General features: G+C 63.7%; 20 protein-coding genes. 7 read left to right on the top strand and 13 right to left on the bottom strand.

The window, feature by feature from the left end:
• Positions 1-6: 6 nt before the first annotated feature.
• The 4 genes from ACQKRQ_RS02805 to ACQKRQ_RS02820 are packed head-to-tail and all read right to left on the bottom strand — an operon-like array spanning position 7 to position 4,231.
• On the bottom strand, positions 7-936 hold the full coding sequence (locus tag ACQKRQ_RS02805) for a CobW family GTP-binding protein (protein WP_427474948.1): 930 nt from the start codon (positions 934-936) through the stop codon (positions 7-9).
• Positions 933-2,591: an amidohydrolase gene (locus ACQKRQ_RS02810; protein WP_427474949.1), complete on the bottom strand. Its 1,659-nt coding sequence runs from the start codon at positions 2,589-2,591 to the stop codon at positions 933-935. The genes ACQKRQ_RS02805 and ACQKRQ_RS02810 overlap by 4 nt, the downstream gene beginning before the upstream one ends.
• A 32-nt stretch (positions 2,592-2,623) precedes the next feature.
• A complete protein-coding gene (locus ACQKRQ_RS02815) occupies positions 2,624-4,009 on the bottom strand; it encodes a sodium:solute symporter family protein (protein ID WP_427474950.1) in 1,386 nt (461 codons plus the stop codon).
• A 12-nt stretch (positions 4,010-4,021) separates the two neighbouring features.
• Positions 4,022-4,231 (bottom strand): DUF3311 domain-containing protein, encoded by a 210-nt coding sequence (locus ACQKRQ_RS02820; protein ID WP_106300676.1) that lies wholly within the window; start codon positions 4,229-4,231, stop codon positions 4,022-4,024.
• 343 nt (positions 4,232-4,574) lie between these two features.
• Between ACQKRQ_RS02820 and ACQKRQ_RS02825 the strand changes: the two genes are divergently transcribed.
• From ACQKRQ_RS02825 to ACQKRQ_RS02845, 5 genes are all read left to right on the top strand, one after another.
• A complete protein-coding gene (locus tag ACQKRQ_RS02825; RefSeq protein ID WP_132377992.1) occupies positions 4,575-4,985 on the top strand; it encodes a nuclear transport factor 2 family protein in 411 nt (136 codons plus the stop codon).
• A 13-nt stretch (positions 4,986-4,998) separates the two neighbouring features.
• The gene (locus tag ACQKRQ_RS02830; RefSeq protein WP_207915704.1) at positions 4,999-6,414 is read left to right on the top strand and encodes an NAD(P)/FAD-dependent oxidoreductase; all 1,416 of its coding nucleotides are present in this window, start codon (positions 4,999-5,001) and stop codon (positions 6,412-6,414) included.
• A 238-nt stretch (positions 6,415-6,652) separates the two neighbouring features.
• The gene (locus tag ACQKRQ_RS02835) at positions 6,653-8,083 is read left to right on the top strand and encodes an amino acid permease (RefSeq protein ID WP_132377990.1); all 1,431 of its coding nucleotides are present in this window, start codon (positions 6,653-6,655) and stop codon (positions 8,081-8,083) included.
• A gap of 139 nt (positions 8,084-8,222) precedes the next feature.
• The gene (locus ACQKRQ_RS02840) at positions 8,223-9,212 is read left to right on the top strand and encodes an AAA family ATPase (protein ID WP_427474951.1); all 990 of its coding nucleotides are present in this window, start codon (positions 8,223-8,225) and stop codon (positions 9,210-9,212) included.
• Positions 9,209-10,933 carry a cobaltochelatase CobT-related protein gene (locus ACQKRQ_RS02845; RefSeq protein ID WP_427474952.1) on the top strand — a complete coding sequence of 575 codons (1,725 nt, stop codon included), beginning with the start codon at positions 9,209-9,211 and terminating at the stop codon, positions 10,931-10,933. The genes ACQKRQ_RS02840 and ACQKRQ_RS02845 overlap by 4 nt, the downstream gene beginning before the upstream one ends.
• A 16-nt stretch (positions 10,934-10,949) precedes the next feature.
• On the opposite strand, the gene ACQKRQ_RS02850 is transcribed toward ACQKRQ_RS02845, so the two are convergent.
• From ACQKRQ_RS02850 to tauA, 7 genes are all read right to left on the bottom strand, one after another.
• Positions 10,950-11,720, bottom strand: coding sequence for a sulfite exporter TauE/SafE family protein (locus ACQKRQ_RS02850; RefSeq protein ID WP_427474953.1), 771 nt, complete (start codon positions 11,718-11,720; stop codon positions 10,950-10,952).
• The gene (gene pta, locus ACQKRQ_RS02855) at positions 11,717-12,754 is read right to left on the bottom strand and encodes a phosphate acetyltransferase (RefSeq protein WP_427474954.1); all 1,038 of its coding nucleotides are present in this window, start codon (positions 12,752-12,754) and stop codon (positions 11,717-11,719) included. The genes ACQKRQ_RS02850 and pta overlap by 4 nt, the downstream gene beginning before the upstream one ends.
• A 142-nt stretch (positions 12,755-12,896) precedes the next feature.
• Entirely contained in the window at positions 12,897-14,729 is a 1,833-nt protein-coding gene (gene xsc, locus ACQKRQ_RS02860; protein ID WP_207915703.1) for a sulfoacetaldehyde acetyltransferase, read from the bottom strand.
• A gap of 167 nt (positions 14,730-14,896) precedes the next feature.
• On the bottom strand, positions 14,897-16,330 hold the full coding sequence (gene phnY, locus ACQKRQ_RS02865; protein ID WP_427476059.1) for a phosphonoacetaldehyde dehydrogenase: 1,434 nt from the start codon (positions 16,328-16,330) through the stop codon (positions 14,897-14,899).
• 216 nt (positions 16,331-16,546) lie between these two features.
• On the bottom strand, positions 16,547-17,467 hold the full coding sequence (locus ACQKRQ_RS02870; protein ID WP_408175113.1) for an ABC transporter permease subunit: 921 nt from the start codon (positions 17,465-17,467) through the stop codon (positions 16,547-16,549).
• Positions 17,460-18,275 (bottom strand): taurine ABC transporter ATP-binding protein, encoded by an 816-nt coding sequence (locus ACQKRQ_RS02875; protein WP_408175111.1) that lies wholly within the window; start codon positions 18,273-18,275, stop codon positions 17,460-17,462. Before ACQKRQ_RS02875 ends, ACQKRQ_RS02870 begins: the two co-directional genes overlap by 8 nt.
• 32 nt (positions 18,276-18,307) lie before the next feature.
• Entirely contained in the window at positions 18,308-19,366 is a 1,059-nt protein-coding gene (gene tauA / locus ACQKRQ_RS02880) for a taurine ABC transporter substrate-binding protein (protein ID WP_427474955.1), read from the bottom strand.
• A 275-nt stretch (positions 19,367-19,641) separates the two neighbouring features.
• On the opposite strand from tauA, the gene ACQKRQ_RS02885 reads away from it, so the two are divergent.
• Positions 19,642-21,174: a PLP-dependent aminotransferase family protein gene (locus ACQKRQ_RS02885; RefSeq protein ID WP_427474956.1), complete on the top strand. Its 1,533-nt coding sequence runs from the start codon at positions 19,642-19,644 to the stop codon at positions 21,172-21,174.
• Positions 21,175-21,200: 26 nt separating this feature from the next.
• Here ACQKRQ_RS02885 and ACQKRQ_RS02890 read toward each other — a convergent pair whose 3' ends face one another.
• Together ACQKRQ_RS02890 and ACQKRQ_RS02895 are read right to left on the bottom strand one after the other, a co-directional pair.
• Entirely contained in the window at positions 21,201-21,953 is a 753-nt protein-coding gene (locus tag ACQKRQ_RS02890; protein WP_132379389.1) for an IclR family transcriptional regulator, read from the bottom strand.
• Between the two features lie 118 nt (positions 21,954-22,071).
• A complete protein-coding gene (locus ACQKRQ_RS02895; protein WP_132377972.1) occupies positions 22,072-22,908 on the bottom strand; it encodes an IclR family transcriptional regulator in 837 nt (278 codons plus the stop codon).
• A 205-nt stretch (positions 22,909-23,113) separates the two neighbouring features.
• Here ACQKRQ_RS02895 and ACQKRQ_RS02900 point away from each other — a divergent pair, with 205 nt between their 5' ends.
• Positions 23,114-24,769, top strand: coding sequence for a GMC family oxidoreductase (locus ACQKRQ_RS02900; RefSeq protein ID WP_427474957.1), 1,656 nt, complete (start codon positions 23,114-23,116; stop codon positions 24,767-24,769).
• Positions 24,770-24,901 lie beyond the last annotated feature (132 nt).

Raw genomic sequence — 24,901 nt, forward strand, 5'->3', positions numbered from 1 at the left:
CCGAGATCATTGCCCGATTTCAGCGGCCTTGAGCGCCGCTCGCGCGTGCAACTCGTCTTGGCGATCGAACATGCCGATCAGAACGATCTGCGATTCCGCGCAAGCGCGGGCCGACGACGCGCTGAGCACGACGCGATTGCCGACCACATGCAACTCATGCACCGCGCCGTCGCTTTCCAGACGCACGAAGCCTTTCGCGCGCAGCAGCTTCGCCGAAAAACTCCGCAGCGCTTCCTTCAGCTTCTTGCGGCTCAGGCACGCGTCGGTGGCAAACGAAAAGCTGCACAAATCGCGCGGCGTGGGAGAAGCGGAGAGCGGCTGTGCGCCGGTGTTGCGCGCGGGCAGCACATGCCGGTCGAAGATCAGACCGAGCGGCACGGCTGCGTGCGTCGCTTGCACGATGACACGGCTATTCGCAAGCGCTTCGACACGCGCTTTGACAGCCTCGCGCGAAGGCTCGCTGAGCAGATCCATCTTGTTCAGCACGATGGCCGTGGCACCCGCAATCTGCCGCTGCGCGATGTCGCCGACATAAGGATCGGCCAGCGTCTCTTCGACGCGTTCCGCGTCCACCAGCACGACGATGCCGTCCAGACGAAACGCGCGATCGAGCAAGCCGATCTGCGCGATACGCACCGGGTCGGACACGCCGCTAGCCTCGATGATCAGCAGATCCGGCGCGTCGCTGCGCGAACTCACGGCAAGCAGCGCTTCGACCAGCCGGCCGCCGATCGAGCAGCACACGCAGCCATTCTCAAGATTGATCACGTCGTCGGTGCGCTGGCGAATCAGCGAAGCATCGATATTGATCGAGCCGAAGTCGTTGACGAGCACCGTGATGCGCCGCGATCCGGCGTTGCTCAGAATATGGTTGAGCAGTGTCGTCTTTCCCGCGCCGAGATAGCCGCCGATGACGACGAGCGGAATCGCACTCATCCCGCCGGCGCCTGGAAGATGCGTCCGCCGAGTACCGTGCCCCACACTTCCAGATCCTTGAGACGCTGCGGCGCGACCTCGGCCGGGTCTTCGGCGAGCACCGCGAAGTCCGCGAATTTGCCGACTTCGATACTGCCCACCAGATGGTCCAGCTTGAGCGTGTAGGCTGCACCGAGCGTGATCGCGCGCAACGCGTCGGCAACCGGCACGCGTTCATTGGCGCCGAGCACGCGGCCCGACGCGGTTTCGCGCTGCGACGCGCACCATGCGGTGAAGAGTGGATTGAGCGGCGTGATGGGCGCATCGGAATGAAAGGCGAACGGAATGCCCAGGCGGCGCGCCGACTCCGCCGCGTTCATGCGATTCGCGCGATCCGCGCCCATGGTTTGCGTATAGTGCGCGTCGCCCCAGTAGTAGATGTGGTTCGAGAAGAAATTGATGCACAGCCCGAGGCTCGCCGCCCGCGCGAGCTGGCTGGCGTCCGCCATCTGGCAGTGCTGCAGCGTATGCCGATGATCGCGTCGCGGATGGAGCGTGAGAAGCCGCTCGAAGGCATCGAGCACGAGTTCGGTCGCCTCGTTGCCGTTGGTGTGCACGTGCAGTTGCAGGCCGGCTTCGTGAAATGGCGTGAACACGTCGACGAACTGGCTCGGCGGAATCAGCCACAAGCCATTGGGCTTGCCGTTCAGATAGCCGGGCCATTTCAGGCGCGCGGTGAAGCCCTGAATCGATCCGTCGACGATGAACTTGACGGGCCCGAAGTGCAGCTTCGGCGTCGCGGTTTCCATCGCGGAGAGCACTTGTTGCGCGCCGCCTTCGGGACTGCGTTGCGGTGCGAAGGCGGGCACGATGCGCACCGGAAAATCCTCGTTGGCGGTGACTTCGCGCAGGTTGCGGTTGCCCAGTTCGGAGAAGTCATTGACCAGGTCGGTCGCGGTCGTCACGCCGGCGAGTTGCGCGATCCGGCCGAAATTCCAGATGGCCTTCGTGCTTTCGCTCGCGGCGATCGAGAGGCCGGCGCCGATCACGCGGTAGACCGGGAACATCGCGGCGAACTCCTGCAACTCGCCGGTCGGCTGTCCGCTCTCGTCCTTGTCGATGCCGTCGATATCCGTTTCCTCGTCGATGCCCGCAAGAGACAGCATCGCCGAATTGACGTTCATCAGGTGCACGCTCGCATGCAGGATCACGATGGGCCGCTTGGCCGACACCGTGTCCAGCTCGCGCACGCTCAGGCGCTGGGTGCCGAAGAAGATCGGATCGAAGCCCCACGCGAGCAACGGAGCATCGGCCGAGGTCATCTCCGCCTGGGCCGCCTTCAGCCGCTCGATCACGGCGTCCAGCGTCGTCAGGCCGGGCCAGCGCCGGCCGTCGGGGCCGCGGCGGTCGTAGTAGCCGACATAGACGGCGTCCCACATCGCGCCTTCCATCAGATGGCAATGGCCTTCGACAAACCCCGGCATCAGCACTTTGTCGCTGAACGTATCGACGATTTCCGCGTCGCCCCATTGCTTCACGTCGTCAGCGCCGCCTACCGAGAGGATCTTGCCGTCGCGAATCGCGACGTGCGTCGCATAGGGTTGCATGGGATTCATCGTCACGATCTTCTTCGCAACGAACACTTGTGTCGGGTGCTGCTCTTCTCGTCGAGTCATAGTGCAGTGATTGAAGTTCGTTCAGCTCGGTTTCAACCGAGCGCGTGCGCGCGGCTCGGTTTCGCGGTGAGGTTCACCGCCGTCAGCACCAGCAGATTCACGCCGAGGCATACCAGTCCCAGATTGAAGCCGCCCAGGTCGATCTGCAATACGTACAGGATGATCGCGAGAACCTGCCCGGTCAACATGCCGGACGCGATGGCGGACGGCCGCACGCGCAATCCGAACAGCACGACCATCACGCCGGGGAAGAACTGCGTCACGCCGTAATACGTGGTGTTGATCAGCGTGAGCATCAGATTCGGCGTGAGCAGCGTCATCACGATCGACACCAGCAGGTACAGCACGATCACCACTTTCGCGCTCGTCTTCTGGCGGGCTTCCGGCATGCCCGGCAGGAGATTGCGCGTGACGATCGGGCCGATCGCGAGACAGATGCCGGCCAGCACGAGCAAGCCGGAGAGCGACGCGCCGGCGGCGACGAGCCCGAGCAGCCAGCCCGGCAACAGGCGGATCGCGGCAGCGAAGAATGCTTCATTGGGCGACGCGAGATGCAGGTTCTGACTGATCGCATAGTACGACGCGACCACGAGAAACGGATACATCAGCATGTACAGCGGCATGGCGACCTGCGTGCGGCGAATGGTGTTCGCGCTTTTCGCGGTAAAGAAGTTCTGCACCGCGAACGGCATGACGTAGAAGCCGAGCGACTGGAACAGCATGGTGCTCATCGAGAAGGTCAACTGATGCGAATTCATCCGGTTGCTCACATGCAGGCTGGCCGCATGAAACACTTCGGTCACGCCGACTTCCATCGAGACAGCGACACCGGTGACGACGATCGCGACGACCATCAGGATATCCTTCAGCACGGCGATATACGCCGATGCGCGCACGCCGGCGATCGCGATATAGGTGAACGCGAGCAACGCCGCAAACAGGATCAGATACAGCGGTTTGAAGTTCCAGCCGAGACCGTTCAATGCGGCCACGAGTCCGGTGAACTGCAACTGCCCCCACGGAAGCAGAAAGACGATCGCCGAGCCCGCGACGATCAGTTCGAGCGAGCGGCTCTGAAAATGTCCTTTGAACAGATCGGGCAGGGTGATCGCGTTATAGCGCTTGCCGGCTTGCCAGATCTTCGGACCGATGAAATAGCCGACGGGATAGGCCAGCAGAATGTAGCCGAGAAACCAGACGCCGTAGGTCGGTCCTTTGGCATAGATGCCGCCCGGAAAGCCGACCATCGTGCCGATGCTGTAGATCTCGCCGGCCGCGAGGAAGAACACGAGGTAGGCGCCGAATTGCCGCGACGCCACGAAGAAGTCATGCACGCTTTGCGGACCACGTCCCTTTTTCGAACGGATCGCCAGGTAGAGCGAGAAAGCGAGAAAGCCGAGAAAGACTGCGGTGGCCATCCGGACACTCCTTTAGCGGTTTTGCGGGTGAGACTCGTCGTGGCGGCAGTCGAACACGCGCCAGCAGATCATCAGGCACCCGGAGGTGAGGATGAACCACGCGAAGATCCAGGCGTAGATGAACGGCACGCCCAATACGAAGCGGTCGACGGACGCCACCCACGGCAGCAGGCCGACCACGCCCAGATAGGGAATGCCGAGTCCGATAAACAGTTTGAGCACCTTAACTCCTCGCAGCGTGAAGTCGTGGACAGGCGCGGCCAACAGCTCTGGCAGTCGCGCAAGGACAGGCAATCGGTGAAGATAACGGCCAGTACCCTCAGTGTTGCCGAACAAAAAAATAGAACCATAGAGCCAGTTGCCGGGAGTCTATGAGTCCAATTCAGCAAATGCCGTGGATACGGTGAAACCCGCGTCCGTACTCGCTGCACCAGGCGAAAGCACCGCACTGGACCTACCCGTCGGACAGACCCCCTGCCTACAATTTCCTCACGGATCGCCAGCCGCCGGCTGCGTCTCATGCCTTATCGAAACGAAAGCGAAAGTCATCCAGGAGGAGAAAGCAATGGCTCAAACACAGACCCCGCTGCAGCACGTCACGGCCGAGACGCTGGCCGCGTTTTCCGATGCATTCAATCGTCATGACGCGGATGCGTTGATGACCTTCATGACCGACGATTGCGTGTTCGATGCAGCAGGCGGTCCGGAAGTCTTCGGCACGCGCTTCGTGGGCCGCGACGCGACCCGCGCGGCGTTCGAAGCGGTCTTCAAGACCTTTCCCGACGCGCATTGGGGCAAGGGCCGCCACTATGTGAGCGGCGAACGCGGCGTGTCCGAGTGGGTGTTCACGGGAACGCACGCGGAAGGCTGGCGTATCGAGGCGGAAGGTTGTGACCTGTTCGAGTTCCGCGACGGCCTCATCGCGGTCAAGCGGGCCTTCCGCAAGGAACGTCCGAAGCAGAACCTCGCACGCTGATCGGGAGCTTCACATGGAGCACAGTGAAATCGAACGCGTCGCGCAAGGCATGCCGTCCGGCCGCGAAGACGATACGCGCTACGATCCGGCGTACGACCCGCTGGTGTCGCCGGGACCGGGCTGGGGCAAGCAATACGCGCCGACCTACTGGGTCGCGACCGCGGGCACACCGCCCGAAGACGATGGTCCGATCACGGCGGATGTCGACGTGGATGTGGCGATCATCGGCGGCGGCTATACCGGGCTCGCCACGGCGCTTTGTCTCGCGCGGGAGCACGGCATCAAGGCGGTCGTGCTGGAAGCCAACAAGACGAGCTGGGGCTGCAGCAGCCGCAACGGCGGGCAAGGTCAGAATGCCTCGGGCCGGTTGTCGCGTTCCCAATGGATCGAACGTTGGGGTAAAGACGTCGCGTTGAAAATGCACGACGAGATTCAGGAAGGTTTCGATAACTTCAAGTCGCTGATCGCGGAGATCGATTGCGATCCGCAACCCGGCGGCCACTTTCTGATCGCACACCGTCCGCGCATCATGCAGAAGCTGGCGGCCGAGGCCAAGGTCTGGAAAGACGTGTTCGGCTATCCGTCTGAGCTGATCGACAAGCAGACCTTCCAGCGCGAGTACGTCAACGATCACGAAGCGGCCGGCGCGCTGCACGAGCCGGAAGGCATCGGCATTCATGCATTGAAGCTCGCCTTCGGCTATCTGCGGCTGGCCCGCGAAGCGGGCGCCAAGGTGCATCCGGCGAGCCCCGTGCTCGGCTGGGAGACGATCAATGGCGTGCATCATTTGCGCACACCTGGCGGTATCGTGCGGGCGCGCGCGGTCGGCATTGCAACGGGCGCGTATACGGCGCAAACGCTGCACAACTCGCTGCGCAGCCGCATCATGCCGATCCTGTCGAATTCAATGGTCACGCGACCGCTCACGAAGCAGGAAATCGACGCATGCAACTTTCGCACGACCCAGGTGCTCACCGATACGCGCACGCTGCGCTTCTACTATCGTTTTCTGCCGGACAACCGCTTGCAGATCGGCAGCCGTTCCGCGATCACCGGCGCCGACGCGCCCAATTCGCGCCACTACGATCTGCTGGTGGAAGGCATGTTGCGCAAATTTCCGGCCTTGCGCGGCGTCGCGATCGATTATTCATGGTGGGGCTGGGTGGACGTCAGCCACGACATGATGCCGCGCGTGTATCAGCCGGATCCGATGCAGACGGTGTACTACGCGCTCGGCTACGGCGGCAACGGCGTGTCGTATTCGCAGCAGGCCGGGCGGCGGCTCGCCGAACGCATCGCGGGAAAGGGCGCGAAACAGACGCTGCCGATCTTCACGTCGCCCTTGCCGGGGCACCCGTTTGCGCCATTCCGGCGAATCGGCCAGCGGATGCTGTATCAGCTTTATTTCCGCCGCGACGAAAAGCCCTGATGCCGCGGGCGGAGATTCACCCGCGCGCATGCGGCGCTGAACTCGCAACTTGCCGCGCGCACGGCGCAAACGGCGCACACTTGCACCATGCGCCCAGGCTGCGCGGTGCTTCATAAAAAATCATAGGGCGAGACGCATGGGCGTCCTCGCCTCATCCAGTCTTGAAGACGGCAGGACCTGGGCGGCTGCATGGCAGACCGGCCCGGTCCGCGATCGGATAACGGAACGTGGAGGTGACATGCAGCGATCTACAGATACAACGGAATTGAAGGCGGGCCTCAAACAGCGCCACATGACGATGATCGCGCTCGGCGGCGTGATCGGCGCGGGGCTCTTCGTCGGCAGCGGCGTGGTCGTGCAACAGGCCGGCCCCGCGGCGGTGCTGTCGTTTCTGATCACCGGCGCGCTGGTCGTGCTGGTCATGCGGATGCTCGGCGAAATGGCCTGCGCGATGCCGGCCGTCGGCTCGTTCTATGAATACGCGCGGCTGGCGTTCGGCGGCAAGCGCGCCTCCGGCAATCTTGCGGGCTTTCTGACCGGCTGGATGTACTGGTATTTCTGGGTCATCGTCGTCGCGGTGGAGGCCGTGGCGGGCGCGAAGCTCGTGCAGTTCTGGTTGCCGGATGTTCCCGCGTGGGCGATCAGTCTCGTATTGCTGGTGACGCTCACGGCGACCAACCTGGTCTCAGTCGGCAGTTACGGCGAGTTCGAGTTCTGGTTCGCGTCGATCAAGGTCGCGGCGATCATGGTGTTTCTGTTTCTCGGCGGCATGTATGTGCTGGGACTGTGGCCCGCGGCGAAGCACGTCACCGCCGTGCTGCCGACGCTGCTCTCGCACGGCGGCCTGATGCCGAAGGGCATCGGACCCGTGCTGAGCGGAGCGGTTGCGGCCACGGGCTTTTACTTCGGCGCGGAGATCGTCACGATCGCGGCGGCTGAAGCGCAGGAGCCCGCCAAGGCCGTCGCCAAAGCGACGAACTCGGTGATCACGCGCGTGCTGGTTTTTTATGTCGGCTCGATCCTGCTCGTCGTCGCGCTGGTGCCCTGGAACTCTCCGAAGATGGCGACGCCGTACGTCAGCGCGCTCGATGCAATGGGTATTCCGGCCGCCGCCAGCGTCATGAACGCGATCGTGCTCACCGCGGTGCTGTCGGCGCTCAATTCGGGGCTCTACGCCGCGTCGCGGATGATCTTCGCGCTGACGCGCCATGGCGATGCGCCTGCCGCGCTCGCCAAGGTCAATCGCCGCGGCGTGCCGGTGCGCGCGATTCTGATCGGCACCGTGTTCGGCTACGCGTCGGTGGTGATGTCGTATGTGTCGCCGGATACGGTGTTCGCCTTCCTCGTGAATTCGTACGGCACGGTGGCGATTTTCGTCTACGTGCTGATCGCGATCTCGCAACTGAAATTGCGCGCCCGCATCGAACGGGATGCGCCAGAGAAACTGCGCGTCAGGATGTGGTGCTACCCGTATCTCACGTGGGTCGCGATCATCGGCATGGTCGGCATTCTGGTGGCGATGGCGTTCATTCCCGAGCAGCGTCAGCCGTTGTGGTTCGGGGTCGCGAGCCTCGGCGTGCTGCTTCTCGCTTATCTGCTGCGCGTCCGCAAGACGGGCGCCGGGTTCAGCGAACCGGACACGCTGGAATACCGGCACCACCATCACTGATATGAGAATGGCGCGTCGGTTGTAAAAAACGAGATGATTTGTATCGAAAAAAGAAAGTGCGTATGATGGGCCGGCGAGGCCGCGCCGCCTGTTTGCTGAGCGCCGGCCGCCGTCGTGACGAAGTGCGGAGGAGACCGTAGTGACCGATATCGTGACAGGCAAGCCGGACCGGATGGTCTCGGTGCGCACGTTGTTTGGCATCGACTCAGGCTTGATGGTGCCGGCCTTCAGCGAACGCGACGACCACGTTCCGGAGATCGACGAGGTGTACCGCTTCAATCCTGAAGTGACGCTGGCGATTCTCGCCGGCTTCATGCGCGAGCGCCGCGTGATGGTGCAGGGCTTGCACGGCACGGGCAAATCCACGCACATCGAGCAGGTTGCGGCACGTCTGAACTGGCCCTGTGTGCGCGTGAATCTCGACGGGCATATCAGCCGTCTCGATCTGGTGGGCAAAGACGCGATCATCGTGCGCGACGACGTGCAGGTCACCGAATTCCAGGAAGGCATCGTGCCGTGGGCGCTGCAACGGCCCATGGCGTTGATCTTCGACGAATACGACGCCGGCCGTCCCGACGTGATGTTCGTGATCCAGCGCATTCTCGAGCGCGACGGCAAATTCACGCTGCTCGATCAGAACCGTGTGATTCATCCACATCCGTATTTCCGGTTGTTCGCCACGACCAATACGGTCGGCCTCGGTAATCTGAACGGCCTTTACCACGGCACGCAGTTGTTGAATCACGCGCAGATGGACCGGTGGAACGTGGTGGCCACGCTCAACTATCTGCCGCGCGCCGAAGAGGCCAGCATCGTGCTGGCGCGCGTGCCGGAACTCGCCGACGAGACCGGCCGCGCGCTGATCGAGTCGATGATCAGCGTGGCGGAATTGACGCGCAAAGGCTTCGCCACCGGCGATCTCTCCACGCTGATGTCGCCGCGCACGGTGATCGACTGGGCGGAGAATTGCCAGATCTTCCGCGATCCGGCGATGGCGTTTCGCCTGACCTTCGTCAACAAGTGCGACGCGGCGGAACGGCCCATCGTGGCCGAGTATTTCCAACGCTGCTTCGATAGGGAACTGGAAAGCGCGGCGGAGCGCGAGGCGCGCTCGACGGTGCCGCAATGACGCCTGCCGAGCGGCAAGCAACACGCCGCGCCGAACAGCGTCAGAACCTGTGCGCGGCGGCGGTGCGCGCTCTGACCGGAGACGCCGAGCTGCATTACCGCGCCGGCCGTCTGTACCGTGGCCTGCGCGCGCTGCCGCTGCACGCGCCGCATCTGCGTACGGACCCGCAGGTCGACGATCTGATGTCCCTGCGCGGCGCAGCGGACGGTGCTGCATTACGCCTGACGCATTCCGATGCGCAGCTCCACGCGAGGCTGTGTCCCGCCGAGCCGATCGAGCGGCTCCTGTTCGAACTGTTCGAACAGTTGCGCTGCGAAGCGCTCGCACCGGCCAGCATGCCGGGGCTCGCGCAGAATCTGCGCCATCGCTTCGAGACATGGTCGCGCGCTTTCTATCGCACTGGACTGATCGACGGGCACCTGGGCATTCTGCTGTACACCGTGGCCCAGATCGTCTGGTCGCGTCTGTCGGGCTGGCCCGTACTGGAAGAGACCGAAGGTCTGATCGAAGCCACGCGTGCCGCGATCACACCGACCTTGGGCGTGCCGCTCGCGGCACTGCGGCGGCATCGAATGGAGCAGGGCGAGTTCGCGATTCATGCGCTCGAGTTCGCCCGTCTCGTTGGCGTGATGATGCGTGAAGCGCGCGCGCAGTCCCTCGAAGAAGACGAGCAGGCACCGGAAGACGACGAAGCCGTGCGCGCCATGTTCACGCTCTGGTTCGACACCGACGAAGGCGAGCAGGTCGACATGGGCCTCGCCGCCACCGGCGACAGCCGCGTTCTCAGAGACGCCGAGCATCGCTACCTCGCGTACACCACGCGCTACGACCGCGAGTTCGTGCCGGGCTCGCGCATACGCAGCGAGTTGCTGGCGGAATACCGCGACCAGCTCGACAAGCGCATCGCCGCGCAGCGCATCAACGTGCCGCGGGTCGCGTATGCGCTCAAGGCCGCGCTCGCGGTGCCGCAACGCGATGGTTGGTCGTTCGGTGAAGAGCACGGCCGCATCGACGGCCGGCGTCTCGCGCAACTGGTCAGCTCGCCGGCGGAGCGGCGTTTGTTTCTGCTTGAACGGCACAAGCCGATCGCCGATTGCGTGGTCAGTTTTCTGATCGATTGTTCGGGGTCCATGCGAACCTATATCGAGCCGGTGGCGCTGCTGGTGGACGTGCTCACGCGCGCGCTCGATCAGGCCGGTGTCGCCAGCGAGGTGCTGGGTTTCTCGACCGGCGCCTGGAACGGCGGCCGCGCGCGGCTCGACTGGCTGGCCGGCGGCCGGCCGCAACATCCGGGGCGGCTCAATGAGCTCGCCTACCTCGTCTTCAAGGATGCCGCGACGAGTTGGCGGCGCGCTCGCGCCGACATCGCCGCGTTGTTCAAGGCCGATCTGTTCCGCGAAGGCGTGGACGGCGAGGCGGTCGACTGGGCCTGCACGCGCCTGCGCGCGCGTGCCGAGGCGCGGCGGATTCTTGTCGTGATCTCGGACGGCAGTCCGATGGACAGCGCCACCGCTCAGGTCAACGACACCTACTACCTGGACAATCACCTGAAGCAAGTAGTCGCGCGCAACGAAGCCGCGCGCGACGTCGAATTGCTGGGCCTTGGCGTCGGACTCGATCTCAGTCCGTATTACCGCCGTTGTCTTGCGGTCGATCTGTCCACACCGCCGGACATGCCGCTGTTCGCCGAACTCGTCGGCTGGATCGGCGCACGGTGGTAGGTGGACCGTGGCGTTATCAGGCGCCTTGGCGGATCAACTGCTGCAACGCATGCAGAATCAGCGAGCCGCCGATCACCACCAGAATCGCATACGCGATACGGCGCGTCATCACACCCGACAGCGGCGGCGGATACTGCCGCGCCACGATCGTCATCAGCGCGACGACCGGGACCGCGAACGCGGCCTGCATCCAGAGATCGGCGTCGAGTTGACCCTCGTACGCGCTGAACAGCGTGCGAGTGATCGAGGTCACCGTAAAGATCAGAATCAACGCGTAGCGGATCTGCACGAGCGAGAGCGGCTGGCGATAGAACTGAAAAATCAACGGCGGCCCGGATACACCGAACATGCCGCTCAGCAGCCCACCGAACACCCCGCTGACGAAGAAACTCCGATTGCCTGAGCGGCAAGCGAGCGGAGCCGGCCGCAGCGCCGCGCTCAGGCCGCCATACAGCACCACGGCGCCCAGCAGCAGTTGCAACACGCCGGAAGCCGCGTTGCTCAACAGATCCAGCACCAGCACGCCGGCCACCACCGACGGCAGAATGCCCAGCGTAGCGGCGCCCACCGCGCGCCAGTCGATGTGATGAAGTTTGCCGGGCAGGGCGGTCGCGCTGTTGGCGAGGGTCACGAGGCTGAGCAAAGCGGCGAGACTCGTGACCGGCGCCAGGTCGAGGCCGCTCGCGGCGCCGATGACGATCATGCTCAGACCGAAGCCGGTAATGGTTTGAAAATAGCTCGCGACGCCCATCAGTGCGAGGAGCGGCAGCAACTTCTGAACGATCATGAATGAGACGGTGTGAGGAGGGCGTCGGGATGCGTGAGCGCGGCTTGAGCCTGAACCGCGGTGACGGCGGTGACGTAGTAGATGTCGTCCGCGCTGCAGCCGCGCGACAGGTCATTGGCGGGCTTGCGCAGGCCTTGCAGCAAGGGGCCGATCGCCTTCGCGCCGCCGATCCGCTCGGCCAGCTTGTAGCCGATGTTGCCCGCCTCGAGGCTCGGAAACACCAGCACGTTGGCGTGGCCCTCCACCTGCGAGTGCTTGACCTTGCGCAGCGCGATTTCGGAGACGATGGCCGCGTCGAGTTGCACGTCGCCGTCGATCGCGAGATGCGGGCGGCGTTCCTGCACGATGTGGGTGGCGTTGACCACTTTGTCGACCGCCGCATGATGAGCGCTGCCGCTCGTCGAAAACGACAGCATCGCCACGCGCGGCTCGTCCATCAGCAGGCTTTTTGCGCTGTCCGCCGCGGCCATCGCGATCTCGGCGAGTTGGGCGGCATCGGGTTCCACCACGAGCGCGCAGTCGGAAAAGATCAAGCCGCCCTTGAGCGTGTGGAACGGCTCGCACAGCATCATCAGGAAGAAGCTCGACACGAGCTTGAATGAAGGTGCGATACCGATGATCTGAATCGCGTTACGCACCACGTCGGCGGTGGTGTTGACCGCGCCAGACACGGAACCGTCGGCGTGGCCGAGGCGCACCATCAGGTTCGCGAAGCATAGCGGGGTGAGGATTTCGCTCTGCGCTTGTTGGAGCGTCATGCCTTTCTTGCTGCGCAGAGCGAACAGTTCGTCGGCATATAACGGTGCCAGCGCCGAAGTGGCGGGGTCCACCAGTTCCATACCGTTTAGATCGACGTCGAAGCGGGCGGCGGCTTCCCGGATGCGCGTGGCGTCACCGACCAGCAGAATGCGCGCAATGCTTTCGCTGCTCGCGCGCCGCGCCGCCTGCAACACGCGCGGATCCTCGGCCTCGCTCAGCACGATGCGCATCGGCGAATGGCGCGCTTGTTCAATGATGCGGTTGATGGCTTTCATAGGAGTGGCCGGTTGAAAAGGCAGCGAGACGTACAACGAAGAAGCCGGAGACAGAGCGCCCGCGCGGGCGCAACTGTTTCCGGCCTGTGAGCGCGGCGGGCTCCGTCCACCTGAGCACGAAGCCCGCCGGCGCCCAAAACGCTCAGACGTAGTCCTTATACTTGTCGAGCATGCGCACCGGCTTGGAGAGCGCGTCGCGGCGGAACGGATCACCCAGTTCACGCGTACACATGATCTCGATGATCGTGGTCTTGCCGTGGTTCATCTGCGCGTCGATCGCGCGCTTGAGCGCCGGGCCGACATCTTCGAGACGGTCCACCACGATGCCCTCGGCGCCCATCGCGCGGGCAATGGCGGCGAAGCTCTGGTTGTCGAGTTCACCCGCCACGAAGCGGCGATTGTAGAAGTCCACCTGGTTCTTCTTCTCGGCGCCCCACTGACGGTTATGGAACACCACCGCCGTCACCGGAATGTTGTGGCGCACGCAGGTCATGGTCTCCATCAGGCTCATGCCCCATGCGCCATCGCCCGCATACGAAACGGCCGGGCGATGCGGCGCGGCGACCTTGGCACCGATGATGGTCGGAAACGCGTAGCCGCAATTGCCCCAGCTCATCGCCGCGAAGAAGCTGCGCGGCTTGTTAAAGCGCAGATAACTGTTGGCCACCGAGTTGATGTTGCCGATGTCGGTCGAGACCATCACGTCCTCGGGCATGGCCTTTTCCAACTCGCGCAGCACCTGGCGCGGATGCAGATAGGTGCCGCCGCCGGGCGTGCGTTCCTGCTTCTGCTCCTCGATCATGTCGAGGCTGTAGGCGTCGCGTTCGTGCGTCCAGTCGTCGAGCTCTTTCTCCCACGCCGCTTTCTCCGATGCGATCTGGCCGCCGCGTTCCTCGCGCGTGGCGTCGCAGGCAATCTTGCGGCCGGCAAGGCGTTCGGTCAGCGCGACGGCAGCAGCTTTCGCGTCGCCGCAGATGCCCACCGAGATCTTCTTCACCAGGCCGAGCATCTTGTGGTCGGCATCGATCTGGATGATCTTGGCGTTGGTCGGCCAGTAGTCCATGCCGTGCTGCGGCAGCGTGCCGAACGGTCCGAGGCGCGAGCCGAGCGCGATCACGACGTCGGCGCGCGACAGCAGCTTCATCGCCGCCTTCGAGCCCTGATAGCCGAGCGGACCGCACCACAGCGGATGGTTGGCAGGGAAGGAGTCGTTGTGCAGATAGCTGTTGACCACCGGCGCGTTCAGGCGCTCGGCGAGCGCCTTGCACTCTTCGATCGCATCGGCCATCACCACGCCGCCGCCGGAAATGATCACCGGGAATTTGGCTTGCGCGAGCAGTTCGGCCGCTTCGTTCAGGCTTTGCTCACCACCCGCGCCGCGATCGAGACGCTGCGGCTGGGGGATCTCCACCTTGACCTGACCGTAGAAGTAATCGCGCGGGATATTCAACTGCGTCGGCCCCATCTCCGCCATCGCGCGGTCGAAGCAGCGGCCCGTGAATTCCGCCATGCGCGCCGGATGGGTGACGTGGCCTTGATACTTGGTGAACTCCTGGAACATCGGCAGTTGTTTGGCTTCCTGGAAGCCGCCCAGACCGATGCCCATGGTGCCGGCCTCCGGCGTGACGATCACGACCGGGCTGTGCGCCCAGTAGGCCGCCGCAATGGCGGTGACGCAGTTGCTGATGCCCGGGCCGTTCTGGCCGATCACCACGCCGTGACGTCCCGAGACGCGCGAATAGCCGTCGGCCATGTGGCCGGCGCCTTGCTCGTGCACCACCGGAATCAGGCGGATGCCGGCGGGCGCGAAGATATCCATGGCGTCCATGAAGGCGGAGCCCATGATGCCGAACATATCGGTCACGCCGTTGGCCGCCAGGGTTTCGACAAACGCTTCCGACGGCGTCATGGCCTGCGGGCCGCTGGCACGGTTGTCGGCGGTAGCGTCACGCGGGGAAGGATTCTGCTCGCTCATGGGGTGTCTCCAGCTCTTTGAGATAAGTGGAACAAAAAATACCGAAAAATGCTTGGTGTCTGAAATGTAGGTCAGCGGTTCCTGTGCGTCAACCTAAATTCAAATAAATGGAACGTTTTGTATCAAAAAAAGTGCCTGTGTCGTGGTGACAAAAGGCGTCACACCCCTCACTGCCACGGCAACGAGTACGTCTTCACGTTGGTAAAGCTCTTGATCGCTTCCTGAACGCCTTCCTTGTAGCCGAGCCCCGAATCCTTGATGCCGCCGAACGGCGTCAGTTCGAGCCGGTAGCCCGGCACCTCGCGCACGTTCACGCTGCCCACCTCCAGCTCCGCGATAAACCGCGTGATGTAGTCGAGCCGGTTGGTGCAGACCGAAGAGGACAGGCCGTAATCGGTGGAGTTGGAAATACGGATCGCTTCGTCGATATCGCGGAAGCGGATGACCGGCGAAACCGGCCCAAAGGTTTCATAGCGGACGAGCGGCATATCCGGCGTGACGCGATCGACTACGGTCGGCGAATAGAGCGCACCGCGGCGCACGTTGCCGACCAGCAGCTTCGCGCCGCGGCTCACGGCGTCGTTGACTTGCGCTTCGAAGAACTTCGCAGCGTCCTCGTCGATCACGGTGCCCATGTCGGTGGCAGGGTCGGCCGGGTCGCCGTAGCGTATCGCGCGGGTCTTCTCCACCAGCAATTCGACGAAGCGGTCCGCCACCGCTTCATGCACGAGCATCCGCTTGATGGCGGTGCAGCGCTGCCCCGAGTTCTTGTACGAGCCGGAAACGGCCAGCGTGCTCGCTTCGTCGAGGTCTGCGTCTTCCATCACGATGATCGGATCGTTGCCGCCCAGTTCCAAAACCGCTCGGCGATAACCCATCTTGTTCGCGATGTATTTGCCGATGGCCACCCCGCCCGTGAACGTGATCAGATCGACGTGCCGGTTCGTAATGAGTTCGCCGGCGATGTCTTTCGGGTCGCCCGTCACCACCTGGAGCATTTGTGGCGGCAGGCCGGCGCTGTAGAGAATGTCGGCAAGCAGACACGTGGACAGCGGCACTTTTTCGGACGGCTTGACGACGATCCGGTTGTTGGTGGCGATGGACGGCACGATCTTGTGCGCCACCTGGTTCATCGGATGATTGAACGGCGTGATCGCGCAGATCACGCCGAGCAGCGGCTCGCGCTGCGTGTAGACGCGGCGCTGTTTGCCGTGCGGCGTCAGATCGCAGGAGAAGACCTGGCCGTCGTCCCTCAGCGCTTCATTGGCGCCGAAGACCAATACGTCGCTGACGCGGCCGGCTTCGTATAGCGAATCCTTTTTACAGAGCCCCGATTCCGCTGTAATCAGATCGGCGATTTCGGCGGTCCGCTCGCGCACGATATCCGCCGCGCGCCGCAGGATCTGCGCGCGCTCATAGCGCGTGAGCCGCGCGCGATAGGCGTGCGCATACTCGAAGGCGTGCCGCACGTCGTCCACGGTGGCTTTCGGAACGGTGCCGACCAATTCGCGCGTATAGGGGTTGAACACCTCGATGATTTCGGCGCGCGTGATCTTTTCACCACCGATACGCATGGCCTCGTGCCGAACTGCACAAGGCATCCTGGGTTTGACGATGGCGTTCAAGCGGCCCCCTGACTGGATTGACGATCGCGGCAGATAAATGTCTTACCGTTGAGGTTGATATTGCCGTTGGGCACGGCAACGGGGTAGAGCCAGCTTGGGGGAGTCGCTGAGTCCAGCGCCGGGTCCCTACGTGACGCAAAAAAGAAAGGGCCCGAAGAAGGGCCCATGTCAGCGAAGTACCGCGACGCTTTCTCAGACTTTGCCTTTCCAGGGCACCAGCACGCGTTCGATATAGCGCATCAGCAAATCGAAGCAGAGCGCAAAGAAGCCGATCACGATGATCCCCATGATCACCACGTCGCTCGCGAGGAATTCCGCCGCGTTGAGCACCATGAAGCCGAGGCCGCTGGTCGAGGCGACCATTTCGGCGGCCACCAGCGTGGTCCAGCCCACGCCGATGCCGATTCGCATGCCGGTAAAGATCTCCGGCATCGCCGACTTCAGGATCACGTACAGCACCACTTGCGTACGCGAGGCGCCCATCGAATACGCGGCGTGAATCTGTTCGATCGACACCGACCGCACGCCGGCACGCGCGGCAATGGCGAGCGGCGCGAAGATCGCCAGGTAGATCAACAGCACCTTCGAGAATTCGCCGATGCCGAACCAGATGATGATGAGCGGCAGATAGGCGAGCGGCGGCAACGGCCGGTAGAACTCGATGGGGGGATCGAATGCGCCGCGCGCGAAGCGCGACACGCCCATCATCACGCCGACGGGTATCGCCGTCAGACAGGCGAGCGCGAATGCGCCGAACACCCGCAGCAGGCTGATGCCGGTGTGCTGCGCGAGTGTCGAGTTGGCAAAGCCTTCCGTCGCGACAAAGATGAACTTCGCGTAGACGGCCTGTGGCGACGGCAGGAACAGCGGCTTGATCCAGTGCAGATTGGTCGCCGCGAACCAGAGTGCGATGAACGCGGCGACGGTGATCAGGCTGGTGGCGACACTGCTGCCTTGCCCAGGCACGCCGAACGTGTCGCCGGGCCGGGCGGGTTTTTTCGCGAGCATACGAGGTCCGCGCCCCGGCCGGCGGGGCGGCCGGACCGGCGTGTTCGTCTCCATGGGCGCGGCCTCGCCGTGCAACACGGCATGAGCGGATTTAGAACTAAACATGAGCGACTCCGGCCTCGGCGCCGTGCAGCTTCTCGTCGCCGTAAATGATGTTGAGGACACGCTCGCGCATTTCGATGAAATCGGGACTCGATTTGATCGCCCGTGCGTCGCGCGTTTCGAGAAAACGGCGATTGAAGTCCAGTTCGTAGGTATGCGTGATGCGGCCGGGACGTGGCGACATCACGATCAGCCGGCTCGCGAGGAACAGTGCTTCCTCCACGCTGTGCGTGATGAAGAAGAACATCTTGTTGGTCTTCTTCCAGACGTCGAGCAGCAGCTCCTGAATGGTCTCGCGAGTGAGCGCGTCGAGCGCGGCCATCGGCTCGTCCATCAGCAGCATGGCGGGATCGCAGGTGAGCGCGCGGGCAATGCCGACGCGCTGCTGCATGCCGCCGGAGAGCTGATAGATCATGTGCTTGTGGAAATCCTGCAGGCCGACCAGCGCGAGGTTGCGCACGGCGATTTCGCGCCGCTGCGCGCGCGGCACGCCTTGCAGCTTGAGGCCGAATTCCGCGTTGTCGATCACGTTGAGCCACGGCAAGAGCGCATGCTTCTGGAACACCACGCCGCGGTCCGCGCCCGGCCCCGCAATGGGTTCGCCACCGAGCAGCAACTCGCCCCGGCTCGGCGCGATGAAGCCGGCCATCAGCGATAACAGCGTAGTCTTGCCGCAGCCGGACGCACCCAGCGCGACCACGAAGTCACCCGAGCGGATAGTCAGGTTGATATCGTCGAGCGCCTGCACGGTCTGACCGGGACGCCGCCCCGGAAACACCACGCTCACGTTCTTGACAGTCATGTTTTCCATGTTGCCTCCCGATCCCAAGGATCACGGTTACGTCATTTGAGCTTCGCAGCGGCGTCGGCATAAGCCGGCGTCACGAATTTCGAGTAGTCGGGCAGGACGGCGCTGATCTGCTTCTGGCTCTTCAGGAATTCCGAGGTGTCTTTCAGCGCGAGCGCGGCGCGGCTCGTCGTGCCGCCGCCCAGCCATTGCGCGGAGGCCTGCTCGCCGAGCGTGGGGAACGCGTAGAGCGACAGCGATGCCGGCACGTCCGCCGGCGAGCCGCCGATCATCTTCGCGATGGCCGCGGCTTGCGGCGAGCCCGCATTCCATTGCGACGGATTGCTGCGGTATTGCTGGTCCGCGTCGGCGATTGCCTTGACGAGTTTCGCCATGAAGTCCTTGTGTTCCTCGCCCCATTTGCGATCGACCGCAATGCCGTCGAAGGTCGGCTTGCCGAGCTTCGAGAGGTCGCCGGACGTGATCAGCACCTTGCCGCTCTTCTTCAGCTCGGCGAGCGCGGGATCCCACACGTAGGCGGCGTCGATGTCGCCGCGCGACCAGGCGGCGACGATCTGATTGGGCTGCATGTTGAGAATCTTCAGGTCAGACGGATTGATGCCCCAGTGTTGCAGCGCGAACATGGTGTGATAGTGGGTCGTCGAAACGAACGGCACGCCGATGGTCTTGCCCTTCAGGTCCGCCGGCTTCGTGATGCCGGAGCCGTTGCGCACCACCATCGCTTCGGCCTGGTTGATGTTGTCGAGAATCCAGAAGAGCTGCAGATCGAGACCCTGGCTCACGGCGGCCGCGAGCGGGCTGGAGCCGATCACGCCGACCTTGACGTCGCCGGATGCCAGCGCGGTCGCGACTTTCGCGCCGGACTCGAACTGCCGCCAGTTGATCTTGTAGCCGGTGGCCTTTTCGATCGACCCGTTCGCGATGCCGACCACCCACGGATCGACGATCTGCTGATAGGCGATCGTGATTTCCTTTTCCTCCGCGTGGCTCGGTGCCGCCGCAAGGCTCGCCGTCGCGGCGAAAACCAGCGACAGGACGCAGCGTGCCGTCCATTGGAACCACGGCTTCGATGTCGGGTTTTTATGGCGTTTCATAATAGGTCTCACAAAGGTCTGAACAGCGGCTGTTTATGGAGCACGGAAGTCGTGTGGCCACGACGGGTGCTTGTCCCAATCGCCTTGGACGGGGTGAGTCGAGTATCGTCAGTAAAAAATAGAGCAAGTTAGTGCCAGACGGCGCCGATCGTTGAGTCCACATCGGCGCGCCGAAGCGCTCTGGTCGGCCCGCGCCCAACACTGCCAAGGCGGCAGGGGCTGTCACGCGCAGCATCGTCGTGACTGGCGCGGCTCTTTCACTTTCAGGAGGAAGCATGTCCAGCCGTACAGCGACGGCCCTTTGGACGCAGCGTTTTCAGCGTCCGGGCGACTCGAACATGAGCCTGCAGGGGCAGATCCGCCAGATGCTGGTGGCCGCGATTCTGGACGGCCAGCTGCCGCCGCAGACCGCGTTGCCGTCCAGCCGGGAACTGGCCGATCAACTGAGCGTCGCGAGAAATACGGTCGTGCTGGCGTACCAGCAGCTCGTGGAGGAGGGCTATCTGATTTCGCGCGAGCGCAGCGGGCACTTCGTCAATCCGGCGATGCTGGAGGGACGCCACGGCTTCAAGGCGCCCGCGCAGACGGTCCCCACCAGCAGCGAGCACGACCAGGCGCCCGCGCGGCCCGATTGGGGCCAGCGTGTGCAACGCCGTCCCTCCGCGCAGCGCAATATCGTCAAACCGGGCAACTGGCAGGACTACGAATATCCGTTTATCTACGGGCAGTTCGACCAATCGCTCTTTCCGACCAACGACTGGCGCGAATGCTGTATGAAGGCGCTGTCGGTGATGGAGATCCGCAACTGGGCGCCCGATCTTATAGGCCGCGACGACGACACGCTGATCCAGCAGATCCGCACGCGCGTGCTGCCGCGGCGCGGCGTGTTTGCGATGCCGGATGAGATCGTCATCACGATCGGCTGCCAGCAGGCGTTATATCTGGTCGCCGATCTGCTCGCGCGCCAGCGCACCACGGTGGGTTTCGAGAACCCCGGCTATCCGGACGCGCGCAATATCTTCGAGAACCGCAATGCGCAACTGGTGCCGCTGCCGGTGGATGAAGGCGGCGTGCGCCCCGTCGAGGACGCGCACCTGTTCGCCCAGTGCGACTACGTCTACGTGACGCCGAGCCATCAATGCCCGACCACGGCCACCATGCCGATCGAACGCCGGCATGCATTGCTCGAACTCGCGCAGAAGCACGACTTCGTGCTGATCGAGGACGACTACGAAAGCGAGAACAACTTCTCGGGCCTGCCGCATCCGGCGCTCAAGAGTCTGGACAAGGCCGACCGCGTGATCTATATCGGCAGCTTGTCGAAGACGTTCGCGCCCGGCTTGCGGCTCGGGTATATCGTCGGTCCACGCGAACTGGTGCACGAATTGCGCGCGCTGCGCCGGCTCATGGTGCGGCATCCGGCGGCGTACATTCAGCGTGCGTTCGCGACGTTTCTCGCGCTCGGCCACCACGACGCGCTGCTGCGTAGGCTGGCCCACGCTTATCGCGAGCGCGCGCTGGTGCTGATGGCGGCGCTCGATAAATACCTACCCGAAGCGCGTCACATCCCGATCACGGGCGGGGCTTCGTGCTGGGTGGAAGGCCCGCCCTGGCTCGACGCCGTGCGTCTTGCCGCCGACGCCGAACAGCACGGCATTCTGATCGAACTGGGCGGCGTGTTCTTCATGGACGGTCTGGAGCAGAAGCACTGCTTCCGGATGGGCTTCTCGGCGATCAAGCTCGACAAGATCGACGCCGGCGTACGCCTGCTGGCCGAACTCGTGCGCAAGCAGAAGCCCGCGACGTAACGCTTGCGCCCGTTATGGCGCCCGCGTCAGAAAGTGGCCGCGAGTTCCCTGGCAGCTTCCTGAAGACGCGGCACGAATTCGAGCGCGCGCGACAGCGGCGCACGCGAAACCGGCGCATGCACGGCGATCGCCGCGATGCACGCGCCGCTCTCATCGATAATCGGCGCCGCCACGCACACGATGCCGGCCAGAAACTCCTCGTTATCGATCGCAATGCGCTTGTGCGCGGTCCGGTCGAGTTCCGCCTCGAGCAGTTCCGGATCGGTGATGGTGTTCTGCGTGAAGCGTTCGAGTTTCAGCGCGCGTACGAGCGCCGAGCGCTGTTCGCGCGGCAGCATGGCCAGCAGCAGTTTGCCGCTCGCGCTGCAATACGCGGGAACATGCGAACCGGGTTTGAGATCGAGGCGCAACGGCCACGGCGCTTCCATGCGATCGAGATACAGCACCTCGGTTTCATGCAGCATGGTGAGATTGCAGGTCTCGCCGAGATCGGCCACCAGACGCGCGAGGATCGCATGACGCAGGCGGCGCGCGCCGGAATGCATCACCACGCCTAACGCGAGTTGCGCGAGCCGCGGCCCGATCACGTACGCGTTCTTCTGGCCCGGCTCGCGGATCACGAGCCCGCCCGCCTCCAGCGAAGCAAGCATGCGATGCAGCGACGCCTTGGGCAACGCGACGTCCTGCGCGATGTCGGCAAGCGACACCGGGCCGTCCGCGTTGACGAGGTGTTCGAGCAGCGCAAATGCGCGCAGCGTCGGAGTATCCGCTTTGGTCATGCCTGCCGTTCCGGAAAATGGATCGGCGTCATTGTACAGCTCCGTTTTACGCCGCCCGCCCTTGGCGCCGCCGGCTGGGGACTCCGCCGTGTCTAACGGATCGCTCATGGGAAAGGCCTCAGCGCTCATGGTACGGATGCTCCGTGGAAGGGCCGGCGGATAACAGCGGAGCCAGCTTCAGCGCCGCGTCCTTGAGTTTCGGCACGGCCTTCAGCAGGTCGTTCAGACTCGCGCGCGCGGTCGGCGCATGAATCGCCAGCGCGGCCAGCACGTGCCCGTCGCTGGCATCGCGCACCGGCACCGCGACCGCCACCATGCCGCGCACCAGCTCCTCGTTGTCGATGCCGATGCCGCGCACGGCGAGCCGGTCGAGTTCGGCTTCGAGGAGATTCAGTTCCGTCAGCGTGCCTTGCGTTCTGCGCTCCAGCGTCAGCCGCGCGAGCACGGGACGGCGCTCGGCCGGCGGCATCTGCGACAGGAACAGCTTGCCGCTCGCGGTGCAATGCAACGGCACACGCGTACCGGGTTGCAGATGCAGGCGCAGCGGTTCAGTGGTCTCCACGCGCTCGAGATAGAGAACAGTGTCGTGATCCAGCGCGGTGAGGTTGCAGGTTTCGCCGAGCGTGTCCACCAGCGAGCGGAGCAGCGAACGGCAGGCGCGGCCGAAGGTGTTGTTGGACAGCGTGGTGAGCGCGAGCTGCGCCGCTTTCGGGCCCAGCGTGATGCCGCGGTCCGTACCGCGCGAATCGGGCAGATGCGTCACATAGCCCTGCGCTTCGAGCGATTCGATCAGCCGCATCAGCGTCGCCTTGGGAATGTGCAGGCGCAGCGAGAGTTGCGAAAGCGAAAACGGCTGACCCGCGGCTGCGAGTTGTTCGAGCACGGCCAATGCGCGCAGCGCCCGTGAATCCTCGGCGAGAGGTTCACCGCGTGGGGACGAGCAGAGTGCTTGCATACGCTTCCTTGCTGTCGATCAATGGCTGTCCAGCGTCCGCGTACGCCGCGCGGGCCGGCGGGTCATTTCTAAAAGTGAAACAAAAACCGCAGTTTCTGTTTCAGATTAGCCGATAGTAGCGGGAATTTCTTGAACAGGAAACGGGCTGAACATAAATTTCAACGAAACATACCGTTTTTTATAAAACATGCAGGAGACAGGTCACATGGCAGACCGATTCGACTTTGTCGTCGTCGGCGCGGGATCGGCGGGTTGCGTGCTGGCGAACCGGCTTTCCGAAGGCGGCCGCTACTCGGTATGTCTACTCGAAGCCGGCCCCGCCGATCGCTTCATGTGGATTCATATCCCCATCGGCTATGGCAAGACGATGTTTCACCCGGTCTACAACTGGGGCTTCTATACCGATCCCGATCCGAACATGCACAATCGCCGGCTCTATTGGCCGCGCGGCCGCACGCTAGGTGGCAGCAGTTCGATCAACGGTCTGATCTATGTGCGCGGACAGAAGGACGATTACGACCACTGGGCCCGCCTTGGCAATCGCGGCTGGGGCTGGAAAGACTGCCTGCCGTACTTCAGGCGGCTGGAACACAACGAACTGGGCGAAGGTCCGACGCGCGGTGTCGACGGACCGCTGTGGGCCTCGACGATCAAGCAGCGCCATGAACTGGTCGACGCGTTCATCGCGGCTTCGAACTCGTTAGGCGTGGCAAGCATCGACGACTTCAACACGGGCGATCAGGAGGGCGTCGGCTACTACCAGTTGACTACCCGCCGCGGCTTTCGCTGCTCGACGGCCGTCGCTTATCTGAAGCCCGCGCGGCAACGCCAGAACCTGCATGTGGAAACGGATGCGATGGCTTCGAAGATTCTGTTCGAAGGCACCCGCGCTTGCGGCGTGCAGTACCGGCAACACGGCGAGCTGCGGGAAGTGCGCGCCAATCGTGAAGTGATCCTGACCGCCGGGGCGCTGCAGTCTCCGCAATTGCTGCAACTGTCCGGCGTGGGACCGGCCACGCTGCTGCGCGAGTTCGGCATTCCCGTGGTGGCCAACCGCGCGGGCGTCGGTGAGAACTTGCAGGACCATCTGCAAATCCGTCTGATCTATGAAGTGACGAAGCCGATCACGACCAACGATCAACTGCGTTCATGGACCGGGCGCGCGAAGATGGGCCTGCAATGGGCGCTGATGCGCAGCGGCCCGCTTGCGGTCGGCATCAACCAGGGCGGCATGTTCTGCCGGGCCTTGCCGGAGGAGTCGGCGACACCGGATATCCAGTTCCATTTCTCGACCTTGTCGGCGGACTCCGCGGGCGGCAACGTCCACGACTTTCCCGGCTGCACGTATTCGATCTGTCAGTTGCGCCCCGAATCGCGCGGCGTGGTGCGCATTCGCAGCGCCGATCCGCGTGAGGCGCCGTCCATCCAGCCGAACTATCTGGACACGGATCTGGACCGGCGCACGACCATCGCCGGTGTGCGTTTCGCGCGTCGCGTCGCGGCGGCCGAGCCGATGAACGGGCTGATGAAACGCGAGGTGCGGCCAGGCGCGGCCGCACGAACCGACGACGAACTGCTCGATTTCTGCAGGGAGTATGGACAGACAATTTTCCACCCGTCTGGTACAGCGAAGATGGGCGCGGCAGGCGATCCGCTCGCGGTGGTCGACGAACGTTTGCGCGTGTACGGCACCCAGGGGCTGCGCGTGGTCGACTGCTCGATCATGCCGACGCTCGTGTCGGGCAATACCAATGTGCCGATCGTGATGGTGGCTGAAAAAGCGTCGGACATGATTCTGCACGACGCAAGCGGCGTCGATCGAGGTGTGGCGACGACGCCCGCGGCGAAAGTGGCCGCATAACGTAGCAGGTGCAAAACAACGGCGGGCACTATCCGCCGCAATACGCAGTCACGGGACGGCCAGCGAATGGATGCCCTGGAGGCTGCACATAAACCGCCCCGGAGGAGACAACTGGGGTTCCCGGCCGGCCGT

The organism is Paraburkholderia sp. NPDC080076, from assembly GCF_050281145.1.
Taxonomy (GTDB): domain Bacteria; phylum Pseudomonadota; class Gammaproteobacteria; order Burkholderiales; family Burkholderiaceae; genus Paraburkholderia.